The 14,517-nt window shown below is 44.9% G+C and carries 14 protein-coding genes and 2 tRNA genes; 1 reads left to right on the forward strand and 15 read right to left on the reverse strand.

The genetic code is table 11. The features are described 5' to 3' along the window. Positions 1-122: 122 nt before the first annotated feature. The 7 genes from LP107_RS10740 to LP107_RS10770 all read right to left on the reverse strand — a co-directional run bounded on the left by LP107_RS10740 (position 123) and on the right by LP107_RS10770 (position 5,399). The gene (locus LP107_RS10740; protein WP_078273178.1) at positions 123-767 is read right to left on the reverse strand and encodes a LysE/ArgO family amino acid transporter; all 645 of its coding nucleotides are present in this window, start codon (positions 765-767) and stop codon (positions 123-125) included. A 52-nt stretch (positions 768-819) separates the two neighbouring features. Beyond that, positions 820-910, reverse strand: a tRNA-Ser gene (locus tag LP107_RS10745). Positions 911-998: 88 nt separating this feature from the next. Further along, a complete protein-coding gene (locus tag LP107_RS10750) occupies positions 999-1,715 on the reverse strand; it encodes a YdcF family protein (RefSeq protein ID WP_264676130.1) in 717 nt (238 codons plus the stop codon). Continuing rightward, entirely contained in the window at positions 1,703-2,752 is a 1,050-nt protein-coding gene (murB, locus tag LP107_RS10755) for a UDP-N-acetylmuramate dehydrogenase (RefSeq protein ID WP_078273180.1), read from the reverse strand. Before murB ends, LP107_RS10750 begins: the two co-directional genes overlap by 13 nt. Beyond that, a complete protein-coding gene (locus tag LP107_RS10760) occupies positions 2,745-3,227 on the reverse strand; it encodes a low molecular weight protein-tyrosine-phosphatase (RefSeq protein ID WP_078273181.1) in 483 nt (160 codons plus the stop codon). Before LP107_RS10760 ends, murB begins: the two co-directional genes overlap by 8 nt. A gap of 207 nt (positions 3,228-3,434) precedes the next feature. After that, positions 3,435-4,490: a mechanosensitive ion channel family protein gene (locus LP107_RS10765; protein WP_078273226.1), complete on the reverse strand. Its 1,056-nt coding sequence runs from the start codon at positions 4,488-4,490 to the stop codon at positions 3,435-3,437. Positions 4,491-4,523: 33 nt separating this feature from the next. Continuing rightward, positions 4,524-5,399, reverse strand: a complete 876-nt coding sequence (locus LP107_RS10770) for an energy transducer TonB (RefSeq protein ID WP_228157781.1) — start codon at positions 5,397-5,399, stop codon at positions 4,524-4,526. 162 nt (positions 5,400-5,561) lie between these two features. Between LP107_RS10770 and LP107_RS10775 the strand changes: the two genes are divergently transcribed. Next, a tRNA-Ser gene (locus tag LP107_RS10775) sits at positions 5,562-5,652 on the forward strand. A gap of 40 nt (positions 5,653-5,692) precedes the next feature. Here the strand turns inward: LP107_RS10775 and LP107_RS10780 are convergent. From LP107_RS10780 to LP107_RS10815, 8 genes are all read right to left on the reverse strand, one after another. Continuing rightward, on the reverse strand, positions 5,693-6,001 hold the full coding sequence (locus tag LP107_RS10780) for a DUF3817 domain-containing protein (RefSeq protein WP_078273182.1): 309 nt from the start codon (positions 5,999-6,001) through the stop codon (positions 5,693-5,695). Positions 6,002-6,066: 65 nt separating this feature from the next. Beyond that, positions 6,067-6,441 carry an MliC family protein gene (locus tag LP107_RS10785; protein ID WP_078273183.1) on the reverse strand — a complete coding sequence of 125 codons (375 nt, stop codon included), beginning with the start codon at positions 6,439-6,441 and terminating at the stop codon, positions 6,067-6,069. A 100-nt stretch (positions 6,442-6,541) separates the two neighbouring features. Continuing rightward, a complete protein-coding gene (locus tag LP107_RS10790; RefSeq protein WP_264676129.1) occupies positions 6,542-7,624 on the reverse strand; it encodes an NYN domain-containing protein in 1,083 nt (360 codons plus the stop codon). A 1-nt stretch (position 7,625) separates the two neighbouring features. Continuing rightward, positions 7,626-10,217, reverse strand: a complete 2,592-nt coding sequence (gene topA, locus LP107_RS10795; protein WP_264676327.1) for a type I DNA topoisomerase — start codon at positions 10,215-10,217, stop codon at positions 7,626-7,628. Between the two features lie 206 nt (positions 10,218-10,423). Continuing rightward, positions 10,424-10,951 (reverse strand): hypothetical protein, encoded by a 528-nt coding sequence (locus LP107_RS10800; protein ID WP_264676128.1) that lies wholly within the window; start codon positions 10,949-10,951, stop codon positions 10,424-10,426. Between the two features lie 10 nt (positions 10,952-10,961). Beyond that, entirely contained in the window at positions 10,962-11,345 is a 384-nt protein-coding gene (locus tag LP107_RS10805) for a response regulator (protein WP_029103167.1), read from the reverse strand. A gap of 250 nt (positions 11,346-11,595) precedes the next feature. Then, on the reverse strand, positions 11,596-13,695 hold the full coding sequence (locus LP107_RS10810) for an ATP-binding protein (RefSeq protein WP_112741899.1): 2,100 nt from the start codon (positions 13,693-13,695) through the stop codon (positions 11,596-11,598). A gap of 363 nt (positions 13,696-14,058) precedes the next feature. Beyond that, the gene (locus LP107_RS10815) at positions 14,059-14,499 is read right to left on the reverse strand and encodes a roadblock/LC7 domain-containing protein (protein ID WP_112741898.1); all 441 of its coding nucleotides are present in this window, start codon (positions 14,497-14,499) and stop codon (positions 14,059-14,061) included. Between the last annotated feature and the right edge of the window lie 18 nt (positions 14,500-14,517).

A 14,517-nucleotide genomic window follows, 5' to 3' on the forward strand; every position in this document is an offset into this window, starting at 1 on the left:
TTTAGCCCAAAACCGCCCAAAAATAAATGACTTTATCCCAAATGGCGTGATTAGGTTTGGTAGAGTAGGTTAATTTAAAAGGCGATTTTATTCTAAAACATTTTTAAAACATAATGATAATTTTAACCCGCCCATACCCCATAAGCATATTTTATCAGCCCCAACGCAATCATCCACATGATGACGCCAATGATGGCATCTAATATTTGCCATGTTTTGGGTTTGCTAAATAACGGGGTTAATAGCCTTGCCCCATAACCTAAGCCAAAAAACCACACCCCGGACGCTCCCACCGCTCCCATCAAAAACAACTGCTTTTGGTCAGCAGTCAAAGGGGATGCGATACTCCCGACCAGCACCAATGTATCTAGATAGACGTGTGGATTTAGCAGAGTCAGTGCCAAGGTGATGCCCACGCTCTGCTTGATGCTCTTGCCACCGCCATCTTTATCACTTTCAGCCGATACCATCAGATTTGCCCCGCTCTGCCATGCTGATTTGAACGCACGCAAACCATACCAAAACAAAAACAGCACGCCAACCACGGCAAGGATAAGCAAAGCGGTCTTACTCTGTCCGATAAGCGTGCCAACAAACCCCAACACGCCTGCACTCATCAGCACCGCATCACACAAAAAGCAGGTCAAACACACCCAAAAAATGTGCTGTTTTAGCAGTCCTTGTTTTAGGACGTGGGCGTTTTGGGCTCCGATAGCCACAATCAACCCAAACGACACCAAGAAGCCCTGTGCAATATAAGCAAACATAATTTTTCCCAATCAACACAAAAAACCGCCCCTAAGGACGGTTTTTAAATAATGGCGGAAGCTGAGAGATTCGAACTCTCGGTGGGCTACAAACCCACGCCGGTTTTCAAGACCGGTGCATTCAACCGCTCTGCCAAGCTTCCATGGGTGCGTATTATAGCTAAATTTTTAAATAATGCAAGCCTTTTTTGTAAATTTTTAAAAATATTTTTAAAATAATAAGCGTATGATTTAGAAAAATATTTTGGGTTCACGTCTGGGCGTGCTAATCTCTTCTAGGCTAATCTCATCCGCCGTACGGCAGTTGTCCTGCGGGCGAAATATGTCCCGTGCCAACGCCACCATCTCATAAATCGTCCGCCGTGAATGCGTCCAGTTATTACCCCTGTCGCCCCATGTCAGCGGTACGGCAAGCGGTGCAGGTTGTGGGGCGGTAGCGATGCCTGCCCGTGCAAATTGTCGTCTTGCCCGTGCCATGTGATAGCGGTCAGTGATGAGATAGATGCTTTTGGGCAGTTCGTGATGACTCATGAGTTTGGCGGTAAAGGTGGCGTTCTCGCAGGTGTTCATACTGGCATTATCGCTCACGATGACCGCTTCGGGGTGGGCAGTTTTTATGTGTTCTCTTAGCCACGGCGACTCAGCTCCGCTTGTGATGATAGGCAGGGGCGTTTGTGCGTACAATGTAATGACGGTGTCAGCACGGCTTTGGCTATAATGATTCAGCACAATCACGCCATCTTTTTTGGTAAGTCCGCCCCCCAGCACCGTCATAGCGGTGGGATTTTGGGCGGTGTCTAGGGTAATTTTGCTAAACACATCAAGGGCAAATACCCCCACATTGGCAAAAATGGGTGTAAAGATAGATAAGGCAGTCAATCCACCGACCACCGCCATCACCTTGACTGTCCGCCAAATCCACCGCCCTAAGCTCATCAATCCACCCACACAGGCTCACGCACCAAGGTTACGCCAAATTTGTCCTGTACTGTCCGCACGATAAATTCCTGAGCCGTGCGAATGTCGTCTTGCGTGGCGGTGTGTGGGGCGTGGTTGGTTAGCACCAGAGCTTGCTTGTCGTGCGTCAAAATTGGAGCAACCCCCTTGCCCTTTAACTCTGCCTTGTCAATGAGCCACCCTGCGGGGATTTTGATAGCATCGTCATTGATAGGATAGCTTGGCAAGTCGGCAAATTGCTCTTTTAGGGCGATAAACTCGCTCATGGGGATAATCGGATTTTGAAAAAACGAGCCACAATTTGCCAAAACGGCAGGGTTTGGCAGTTTGCTATTACGAATGGTAATGACCGCATGAAATACATCAATGGGGTGGGGGGTATCTCGTCCGTTTTTATTGGCAAGTTCTTGTGCCAAACTTGCCAAATCACCATAATTGGTTAGGGTTTTTGGCTGTTTGTGAAGGGTAAATACGACATGGCTAATCAAATACCGCCCTGCATTGTTCTTAAAAAAACTGTGGCGATACTCAAACTTGCAAGCGGTGTTGTCAAACTCGCATTTTTGACCGTCTGTCAAATCGTAAGCGATGACTTTTGTAATAAAATCAGAGACTTGCACGCCATAGGCTCCGATATTTTGTACAGGACACGCCCCCACAAGCCCGGGGATTAGGGCGAGATTTTCAAGCCCAAAATAGCCTTTATCTAGGCAAGTTTTGATAAAATTGTGCCAATTTTCTCCGCAAGCGACTTGCAAGGTTGCACACTCATTATCTTCTTGCAAAATCTCAATGCCTTGTATTTTTGGCAATAAAACAAGGGCGTTTAGCACACTTGGCAAAATCACGTTACTGCCGTAGGATAGGACAAATAGCGGTAAATCGTGGCGTTTGGCAAAGGCTATGGCGGTCGTGATGTCATCGCCAAGCGTGTCAATATCGTCCAACATCATCGCATGGCGAGCGGTGCAGGACAGAGCCATGGTGTTGTTGTGCGATAAGTCGTGGTTATTTAGAATGTTAGCCATGATGATTTCCGTGCTGATTTGTACTTTGCCAAAGGTCTAGCCACGCACGGCTGACACGCTCAATATGCCCAAACATCGCCTGAAAGTCCCTTATATCGCCATAATACGGGTCGGCAACTTCTTGTTTGGTAAAGTCATCAAACAGCACAACTTGGGCGGTAGCATCGGACGGCATCACCTTTTTGATGCTGGCTAAGTTGTTGTTATCCATCGCAAAAATTATGTCAAACTCATAAAAATCCTGCTTAGATAACTGTCTTGCCCTAAAAGAAGTCAAGTCAAAATCAAGCGTAACGCCAACGTCTATCGCTCGTGAGTCGGGGCGTTCGCCTGTATGGTAATTTGCCGTACCTGCCGAGTCAAAGCGGATAGTAAGCCCTTGATTTTTGGCAAGTTCTGTCATGACGGCTTCGGCAGATGGGCTACGGCAAATGTTGCCAAGACAAACAAAAAGAACAGAATTTGGGGTAGTCATGATGATAGTCATTATAATAGATGGTTGCTTAGATGAGCCGAGATAATCACTGGGCATGAGTGGTGCTACAGGTTATTTTATCGCAAATTGCAGGTGACCCATAGAACACCTGCAATTTGTATTTATTCTGCTTTATGCCCATTGAATTATGGACTGGGTTTGTGTAATTGATGAATAAACTAAGATAAACATGGGCTGTTTTGTCGTTTACTTCATCTTTACTTCATGGTTATCAATGCCTTTGGCAGCCATCAACATGTCATCAAGCCCATCAATTTGTAGTGTGCGGATGGGAAAAGGAATGTTAATGCCTGCTTCATCAAAGGCATATTTGATGCGCTCTAACAGGTCGCATTGCACCGCCCACCAGTCATTATTATTTGTCCATACATACATGATAAGATTTACCGAACTGTCGGCAAGCTCGGTAACACGCACGATAGGCTCTGGGTCTTTTAGTACCAACTCATGCTTTTGTGCTATCTGCATCATGATGTGGCGTGCGGTCTTAATGTCACTGTCATAACCGATGCCAACAGGTACTTCTATACGGCGGTTAGGCAGGGATGAATAGTTGATACTTGCCGATGTCATGATATCGCCATTGGGAATGATGACTTCATGGTTATTAGGCGTGCGTATGCGAGTATTTACCAGTGTAATCTCCTGCACCGTGCCTGTCTGCCCACCCACTTCTACATAATCACCACGACGAAACGGATGGAATACCACAATCAACACGCCTGCCGCCAGGTTAGACACTTGGTCTTTTAAGGACACACCAATGGCAACTGTCATGGCTCCAAGTACCGCCACAAAAGACGTGGTACTGATGCCAAGCTGGTTTAAGGATGCCAAGATGACCGCTGCCAAGATGACCCCATAAAGTAAATTACCTAGAAAACTGACCGCCGTGCCGTCCATCGAGCTACGCACCATGGCACGTTCGGCAAGATTAACAATGTGTTTACCAATCCACTTGCCCACATAAAAAATGATGATGGCAAGCACCGCTTTGACGGCAAATTCGGCAGAGTTGGCGATAAGTGTGCGAGTATCCACCGTAATGCCCAGCAGCTCCAAAGTGTAGTCACTGGCAGTCTCTACGGTTCTGGTCGTACCTGTCACGACTTCTCGGGTGGTTTCCGCCACCACTTCGCCTGTTCTTGACGCTGTGGTTTCTAGGCGCTCGGCAGACTCTTCGGCACTGTTTTTTAGTTCACCAAGAATCGGTGATGAGGTTTGTTTGGTATCTTCAGTCATGGTCGGGGACATTAATTATTAATTGGTCATTGATTAATTGGTCACTTCAATCTTATCACTATATCGCCATGTGCGAATGATTCTAAGCTCGCTAAGCTCGCCCATCTCTTCATCAAAATGCCCATAAGGAGCAGATTGGCGTACCGATTGCTTGGCAGCTTCATCCAAAATGGCAGAATCTGATGATTCAAGCAAGCGAATGGCTTTGACATAGCCATCAGGCGAGATGACCACCATCAGACGGACATCGCCCATGATGTTGTTGCGACGTGCTTCACTAGGATAATATTGGTTGGCGATACGCTCCACATGGCGACGAAAATTCTCCAAGTATCCTGCCGCCACCCCATGCGTGGTCGCATTGCTATTGACCGTATGAATGTTAGATTTGGATGCAAAGACCTGCTGTTTTTGGGACAGCTGAGCTTCTAGCGTGCGGATTTTTTTGCGGATACGTTCTTCTTGGGCTTCTAGGTTGTCTTGCTTTTTCTCGCTGTCATTGTCATTTTGGCTATTGACATAACGCACAGACAGCGTGGTGCGAAGATAGCTTTCTTGGTAGGCTTGCTGACGGCTTTGTTTTTGTAGGTTGATGATGTCTTGGGTCTCTTCCATGTCATCACTGGTGTCAGGACTAATCTCGGTCGTCTCTTGACGCAACTGCTGACGTACTTCTCCGCCCCCCTCTTGACTGGCGTTCGCCACAAAGCGTGCGTCTTCGTTTTTCTCTTTGTTGTCGCTTAGCACCGTTGCCACTTCCTGCGCCATCTCATCGGGTGACATACCTGCACTAAACCCCACCCCAAAAATCACAAAGGCATGCACTGCCACTGCAATGACGGTCGCCATGGGGATGTCTAGGTTTTTGTCTGCTAAAACATCTTTTAGTGAATCAGGCAAGCTAGGCACAGACTTTCTCTTAAATCAAAATGGCTTATATTTTACCTTATTTTGCCAAAACTGACAAATAAAAAGCGACAAACTGCCGATGGGTATTTTTGTAAGTTTATCACGAATAATCGATAAAAAAGATGACAAACTTAAAAAACTCTGCTATAATTCGCCCCCATTGGTGACGTGGCTGAGTGGTTGAAAGCGCACGCCTGGAAAGTGTGTATACGTTAATAGCGTATCGAGAGTTCGAATCTCTCCGTCACCGCCATATTTTAAGCCCTGATGTTTGTCAGGGCTTTTTTATTTTATCACTCATCCGCCATCAGCTCATCTTCTGCCAATTCAAGCTTGTGAATATACCGCTCAAACCAAAATGGGGCAAACGGTAAAATCGATGCCACAAGCCCGATGACAAATACCTTCAAAGACCAGCCCTTAACCTGACACACCACAAGCAGTAGCACGATAAAAGCAACAAACATCACGCCATGAAACATACCTGCATACGGCACCAAAAATGGCTTATTCATCATGTATTTTAAGGGCATGGCAATCCCCAAAAGTAGGATAAAAGATATCCCTTCCAAAAAACTTAGCAAACGTAATAACTTTGTCATAATTTTCCTATTTAAAAGACAAAACAAAACACCGACCAAGCGGTGTTTTGTGGGTAGGCTATTGATTATTCTGCGGTGCAGTTCACTTGGGCAGGGTTGCCATGTACGCCTTTGTAGCTAAATACCGCCATGTCGCCCTTTTGGTGCCATTCACCGCCGTGACCGAAGATACCAGCATCTGTCACATAACGCTCGCCTGATGCTGAAGGTGCGATATTTAAGGTGGTGGTCACGCCTTCTAAGGTTAGCTGGGCTTGGCTGTCGTTAGGGTAGTACAGAGATGGTGCGATGCCGTTATCGCACAAGAAAGCCTTGGTAAATGGTTGATATTCTGATGCCATAACCGCTGATGCACTGGCAGTTTCATTAAGTGCTTTGGTGTTGTTACAGCCTGTCAATACAAGGGCAACAGCCGTTAGGGCAAACGCAAATTTTCTCATGGATAGCTCCTTAAAAGCATGGTTAAAAATAAAACAAATTGAGAATTATTTAACCATTGTACGAGAAAATTAGGAAAAATGCAAGGTAATATTGTTGCATTTATTTCTCTTTTATTGACAACAGTTTAATTCGTGTTTTATCTGCATCTAATTCAAAATATTTACTGTCGATGGCTTTGATAATTTCTTGAATATTTTGATAGCCAAAAATTCTAGGATTAAAATCTGGGTTTCTTTTAGCAATCTCAATTGCTAAAAGATTGATAGAAGTCCACTCATTTAAACCACGATAATCTATTATCACATCATGAACGATTTTTAGCACCTTGGCGAAACTGGGTTTTTTCCTTACAAATTTTTGTGAACCTTCTAGTTTTATCTCAAACAAATCTAATGCTTGCAATAATCCTGGTAGCTTGGCACGCCTATAAGTTCTTGTATCAAAATCAGGCTTAATGGTTGCCAAGTGATTGCCTAGCGTAGATAAATTCGCCCAACCATCGTCATCTGCAATATCTTTAATAGATTTATAGATAAGTTGTAGGGTTGGCTCATCTATTGCAACCTGTTGACTGAGCATTGTTGGTTTTTGAATAACATCATCAGATAATTGCTTAATGCTGTCTTTTGACAGCCTATTTTGACTGTTCATGGCTTTATTTTTTTCCATCAGTAGTGATGAATTTTCCTTATTATCAAGTATTTCATTGGTATCATTTTCCACATAGCTTTGAGTTAGATTTTCTATATAAATAAATTTGTCGCACGCATTGATAAAAGCACTTGGTGTTTGGATTTTGCCAAATCCATAAACCATCAAGCCACTTTCACGAATACGGCTGGCAAGCGGAGTAAAATCACTGTCGCTTGATATAATACAAAAGCCATCTAATTGATTGCCATACAGCAAATCCATGGCATTGATGATAAGCATCATGTCCGTGGCATCTTTGCCTTTGGTGTAGGCAAACTGCTGAATGGGTGTAATGGCATGCGATAGCGAAACATCACGCCAAACGTGCAAGCGATTGGTTGGCTTGCCGTTTTCATTAATCTCGCTACTCCAATCGCCATAGACACGCTTGACGATTGGCACGCCATATTTGGCAATCTCTTGTAGCACAAGCCCTATGGTCTTGTGAGATGTATTATCTACATCAATGAGTACCGCCAAATTTTTCATATCACTCAATCACCCAAGCCCCACCTCTCCACACCAACGCAAACTTGGTCGCCTTACCGTCCTTTTCTGAGCCGACATATTGCTCGGCATTTTTGCGAGACCAACGTAATATGGTCGGGTTGCCGTCATTGTCGGTTGTGGGGGCGGATAGTAGATAGTGGAATTTGGGGTCAAGCTCGCCTTGTATGGCTTGCAATTCTGCCACTTTGGGCGGACGAGTTTCACGGATTTTGGGGAATTTAGACGCCGCCAAAAACAGCCCTGCCGCCCCTTCACGCAAGATATAATGGTCATCAAACCGCACTGAACGCAAATGTGGCATGGGGATCGCCGTCATGCGTGGCGGTGCAGGTTGTCCGTCTTTTTGAACTTTGCGGGTGTTGTCGCATTTTTGGCAAGCAAAATACGCCCCAAACCGCCCTGTTTTTAGCTCCATTTGCCCATCGCATTTGTCGCAGTCAATGGTCGGTGCGTCATTGCCTTTGTGGGTGTCAAACACGCCTTTTTCTAACAAATAGCCATCGCAGTCAGGGTTATTACCACAAACGTGCAATTTCAACCCACCGTCCACGATATAGCCGTCCATTGCCGTGTGGCATTTTGGGCAACGCTTTTTTTCTAATAACGACAAAACCTCGTCCGACTCATCGTCTGCCGTCTGATTGGCAAAGGCTTCCACCGCCATGAGATTTTTTGTTCCCTTGCACCGCTCTTTTGGCGGTAAGTTATAGCCTGTACAGCCCAAAAACACGCCCGTACCGCCTGTACGGATTTGCATGGGACGACCACACAAATCACAATGCACGTCAGGCACGTCCGTGGGGTCGTTGGGTTTCATGCCGTCTTTGGCTTTGGCGGTTTCTAATTTGCCCTTAAAATCGCCGTAAAACTCATCAAGCACCGCCTTATAATCCACATCCCCTTCTGCCACATGGTCAAGTTTATCCTCCAAATTGGCGGTAAAAGTGTAGTCCATAAGGTCAGGAAAACTGCCTGTCAAGCGGTCGGTTACAATGTCGCCCATTTTTTCGGCAAATAGGCGTTTGTTTTCGGTGCGGACATAGCCACGCTCTTGAATGGTGGAGATGATAGACGCATAGGTGGACGGTCGTCCGATACCACGTTTTTCAAGCTCTTTAACAAGGCTCGCTTCGGTATAACGGGCTGGCGGTTTGGTAAAATGCTGGCTTGGGATAATCTCGTTTACCGTCAAACTCTCGCCCACTTTGACATCAGGCAGTAGCACGTCATCGCTTTTGGTAGGGGGCTGGGCTTTGGTGTAGCCATCAAAGGTCATGACACGCCCTTTTGCCTTTAATTCCACATTGCCAGACGACACGGTCAAGGTCATGGATAGGTACTGGGCAGGGGGCATTTGACACGCCACAAACTGTCGCCAAATCAGCTCATAAAGCCTTTGGGCATCTCGCTCCATGTCTTTTAGATGAGCCGACAACACCGCCACATCAGACGGACGAATGGCTTCGTGGGCTTCTTGGGCGTTTTGTTTATTGCCATAGACGTTGGGCGATTTTGGCAAATATTGACTGCCATAATTGGTCTCAATGTACGCTCGTACACTTGATAAAGCGTCGGCACTCAAAAACGTGCTGTCGGTACGCATATAAGTGATGTAGCCTGCTTCGTACAGACGTTGGGCGAGCATCATCGTTTTTTTGACATTAAAGCCAAGGCGTGTGCTTGCCGACTGCTGTAGGGTGGACGTGATAAAAGGAGCAGACGGCTTGGACTGGGTGGGCTTTTGCTCACGGTCAGACACGATAAAGGGATTGTTGTTTAAAATATCAACTACCGCCACCGCTTCTTGTTCATTGACAAGGCTTAACTCTTTGCCATTTTGGCGGACGGCTTCTAGATAAATATTTTCTTTTGAACTGCTCACTGTATCGGCATGAATTTGCCAATATTCGGTGGGCGTAAAGGCACGAATCTCACGCTCTTTTTCCACGACAAGGCGAGTGGCAACCGACTGCACACGCCCTGCCGACAAGCCACGAGCGACCTTCGCCCACAGTAGAGGCGACACCATAAAACCGACCACACGGTCAAGAAAACGGCGAGCTTGCTGGGCGTTCACACGGTCATAATTTAAGCTACTGGGGTGCTTGAAGGCCTCGGTAATGGCGGATTTGGTAATCTCGTTAAACACCACACGGCTGTATTTACTGTCGCTGCCGCCAATGACTTCCTTTAAATGCCATGCAATCGCCTCTCCTTCACGATCCAAGTCCGTTGCCAGATAAATGGTATCAGCGTCTTTGGCAAGGGCTTTTAGCTCTTTGATAACTTTGGTTTTGTTGGGCAAAATCTCATAGACCGCCTGCCAGTCGTTCTCAGGATTGACCCCCATACGGCGAACCAGAGCGTTATACGCCTTCTGTTCACGAGACAGTCCCGACTCGTCCGCTTTTTCGGCTTTGCCCGTCCCCGACACAGGCAAATCACGCACATGACCCACACTAGACCGCACGATATAGCCCGAGCCTAGATATTTGTTAATGGTTTTGGCTTTGGCGGGGGATTCCACGATAACTAGGGCTTTGCCTTTGCCCGACACGGGGGTGTCTGCCATGTCATCCTTGGCGGTTTTGGTTGTTTTTTTGGTGGGTGCTTTTGTGGCTTTGACGGTATTTTTGGTGCGTGTGCTGGGTTTTTTGGGAAGTGCCATGGGTTGCCTATTTGTCTTATAATGTTAAAATGTTCACTTTATAAGGGGGCTTTGGCATTTTGTCAATAGTCTGGTAAAATATTTTAACAATTTTATACACAAGTGGTTGCTTAGCGGGACGACTTTGGGGTATTGATGTTTTGCACGCTTTGCAAAAAGGTTTTGAGTGCCAATAAATCCCGCTCCATGATTGACATCGCTTGCTCGTCTTTGATGGCAAAACTTTTGGCGTATTTTTCATCGTACCAGTAAATGGTTACGCTGTTGGCTTTGGTGGTCAGTCCCTGGATATAGGGCAGTAGTGGCTCGGGGGGTATACCCACACTGACAGGCACGCCATCTTTGTTTTGCCAGTCGCCCCCCGTCCACAACAAGCGTTTGGCAAGCAACTGCCAGCTGTCATCAATGACGGTGTACTGGGCTATCATGCCGTGATTATTTGTCTGCTTGTCCTGCCCGCTCTCTTTGTGCTGTCTTAGCCAATCGGGCATGGCAACCAGTTTGGGGTGCAAGTCTATCTTGCGGGCAAACATTCGCATGTCACCCACTCGCACTTCACTCATCTTTGGCTTTAAGCCCATGATGTTGCCAAGCACAAACAGCACAGCAACGATAACGACAATGACCCCAATACTCACAACTGGCTACTTATTTCTTAGCTTTGGCACTAAGTTCAATCAAGCGTTGCATGCCTGCAATCAGCTCTTCGTCATTAAACGGCTTATAAATAAAACCCCTTGCTCCGACTTGCAAGGCTTGTAATGCCGTCATACGATCAGAGAGTGCCGAGACAACCAAAATACTCACGCCCGTTCCTTTGCCCACGATACGCTTGATGCATTCAAGTCCATCCATCTGTGGCATGGTCAAGTCCATGGTAATAAAATCAGGACGAAATTCATCAAATTTTAATACGGCATCCACGCCATTATTGGCGGTCGCCACAATCTCAATACTACTACCCTCAAAACAACGCTCAATGCGGTTACGAATAATATTAGAATCATCAACAATCATCAGACGATAAGCCATTCTTTGCTCCAAAATCTAAAAATCACAAACAAACCTGGGGCGTGTCCGCCTTTGGTATTTGCAATGAAAAATGAGAAAAATCGCACGTTTTTCAAGAAAAAAGTGAAGTTTGATAGTCATTCTATCAAACAAGCTTTTGACTTCGAGCCACAAGATTTAGCCAATTTTCATGCAAAAATTGATTTGAATTATAAAATTCTCATTAAAATCAAAGGCAGGCACGCCCCACTCAGGTCTGTTTTTATTTATATTACTGTGCATCAAAGTTGATGACAATCTTTGTATTTAGCCCTGGCTGACTCTCGACATTGATTTTACCATTAACTTCTTTGACCCACTCACGCACGATGTCCATGCCCACACCACGCCCACTGTCTTCATCGACACCATTGGCAGTTGAGACACCTGAGCGGAACATGATAGCGTATAGACGACTGTCGGGCAAGCTTGATGCTTGTTCAGCAGTCATAAGATTCATCTCAGTGGCTTTTTGACGTAGTTTTTGCAAATCCACGCCTGACCCATCATCGATGATACTCATGCGTAGCTGACTGCCATATTTTAAAAGCATTAGCTTGATTTGACCTACTTCGCTTTTACCTGCCTGCACACGCACATCAGGTGTCTCAATGCCATGAGCGATGGCATTTTTAAGTAGCTGAATGCCGACATCTTGGCAGAACTTTTTGAGCTTATCAGTCATCTGAATATCTTCAAAACCTGTTAAGTTTACCTTAACTTTTTTGCCTTGACGTTCGGCGATTTGCTGAGCATAATCACCAAAGTAGCTTTGCCAATCTAGCAAATGACTACTTGGGGCGACAGTGGCAGATTTGTCATCTGTCTGCATCATCACACTTTGTACGCTTTGCCCGACATCATCTTTGTCTATTTCTTTTGCCACACGGCTAATGCGTTGCAAGAGTTTTTCTACAAATTGGTTCAAATCCAAAATGTCATTTAGAATAATCGTAAAGCCCAAAAAGTCCTGACCTGAGACCGTGCTTTGATTGCGAATTAGCACCAGATTCTCTTCGCCTTGCTCGGCAAGACGCACAAAGCTACCCATCTTAATGGCAGATGCTTCGCCTTTTAGACTGTGCATTTTTCTAAATAGAGCTTGGGCTTTGTTATGTAGCTGACCTTCGACTCTTAGAATCTCGTTCATCTCACTCACACGCTCATAAGTGTTATTGATGAATTGATTTAGTACGTTGATATCGACGTTTAGGATGTGTCCAATCATCTCAATCTGACGGTCATGCTGTGCCTTTTCACTCTCCAAAGTTTTTTCAAGTAATACCGAGTCGGTCACATCAACAACGCTCACAAAAATTTCTTCAACTTCGTCGTTTTCGCTCTCTTGAACACGCAAGAAGCTAAACGACAGGTATTTGAACACCGTATCTCCCTGCTCGTTCATGACGTTTACTTTGATTTGTCGTAGTGGGTTCAAATCCCCAATCAACTCTGATACCACCCAGGGATTATAAAGCTGTTCAACAAACAGCTTGGTTGCTTCAATATCATCACGCCCTACCATGCCTTGCAACAGCTCGGTCAAGGTAATGCCTGCAATGTCCTTACGCCCCAAGATGACTTCTAGATTCTTAGAGTGAGCATCCGAGATGACAAAGTTTTTGTCAATCAAAAACAGACCTTCTTGCACTGTATCTAAGATGTTGGTCGTTTGACGACGGGCAATTTGTAGGTTACGGTCAGATGCGGTCAGTTTTTTTAAAAAATAAAACACAAACCAAATAAAATACAGACCTGCCAGCACAAAGCCTGCCATCATCACGTTTCTGGCAAGAGCCGTCCATTCTAGACCTCTAGCAGTCTGATTGTCCCAAACCACTAGAACTAGACCATAAACGTTTTCGTCAAACTCATCAAAAATATGTCTTGCCACAGGATTGAGGTCTGCTTGACCATCTAGCACAGGATTTAGGCGTTGTTTATAATCCGTCCACCATGCTTTTAACTCGTTAAATGCTTGGACATCCTCAGGATGCGTGAGTGCCTCGACAGGCACCGTTCTGTCTTCGACTTGATACTCGCCACCTGTCTCATAAAGACGCATGTACTCATCAACCGCATCCACACTTTTTCTTAGTGTCGCTATCGCCTCAGGTCGCTCTTCTTCAGTCGCAACTTGCAATCGCTGGGTTAATAAGTTGACATTATAATACTCATCACTTAGATAACCGAATATATCAAAGAAGTTAGAGATTTTGTTAACTTGTTGGTTAGCATGATAGTTAAACCCCAAAATGCCCGCCACCAATGCCAAAAAGACTGCCAAAGATAATAGCAGGCTTTTATATCGTGAATCTAATAAACCGCCCATAACTTGCCTTCACTTGTCATGCATCAAAAAAATCAACTTGTCATTAATGCATAAATATTTAATATGTTTAATTAAAAAATTATTTTGTCGCATTAAAAACAATTGTTAAAATAATTATTTTTAAAGTGCATTTATATTTATTTGGTATATATCTGTACCAATTACAATTAGACTAACAACTGTCTGAGCAATTGCCGACTAAAATTGTGTATTTTATACCAAAAAACCAAATTATTCTAACACTAATTAACAATTCATACATTTTTATGTATCAATCAATAATAAAAGTCATTACAATCATCATCTTATTTATAAAAACAAAAAACAGCCCGATATCGGACTGTTGAGTGATGATTCATGTGCTTATTTGCCGTGATGCTGGCCGTCAAGCTCCACCAAACGAGTGGTGGCTTTATTCATGGCGTGCATGATTTGCCCGAGTAGAACCTGCTGTTTGGTGACCACAATCAAGATCATGGGCTGATTGACATTTGGCACGGCACTAATCATAATTTTGCCATTTTCAGCATCCAGAATCACCGAACGACACCCAGTCAGCTGAGCCTCGGCAGTTAAGGCTTGTACCAGTGCCAAGATGGATGAACCCACTGCTGAGAGTTTATTGCCATCATAGTTTTTTTGAAAGATAGATGATATTTCAAAACCATCGGTCGATGCCAGTAATACACCATCTACGCCTGTGGTAGAATACACCAACTCATGAAGCACTTCTTTTGAAAGTGCCACAAATTGCTCAGCAGGCTTGACACGATTAGAATCCAATTTAAAAGGGCTAAGACTCATTATTTTACTCCAAGATGT

The organism is Moraxella bovis (genome assembly GCF_025985205.1).
GTDB lineage: Bacteria > Pseudomonadota > Gammaproteobacteria > Pseudomonadales > Moraxellaceae > Moraxella > Moraxella bovis.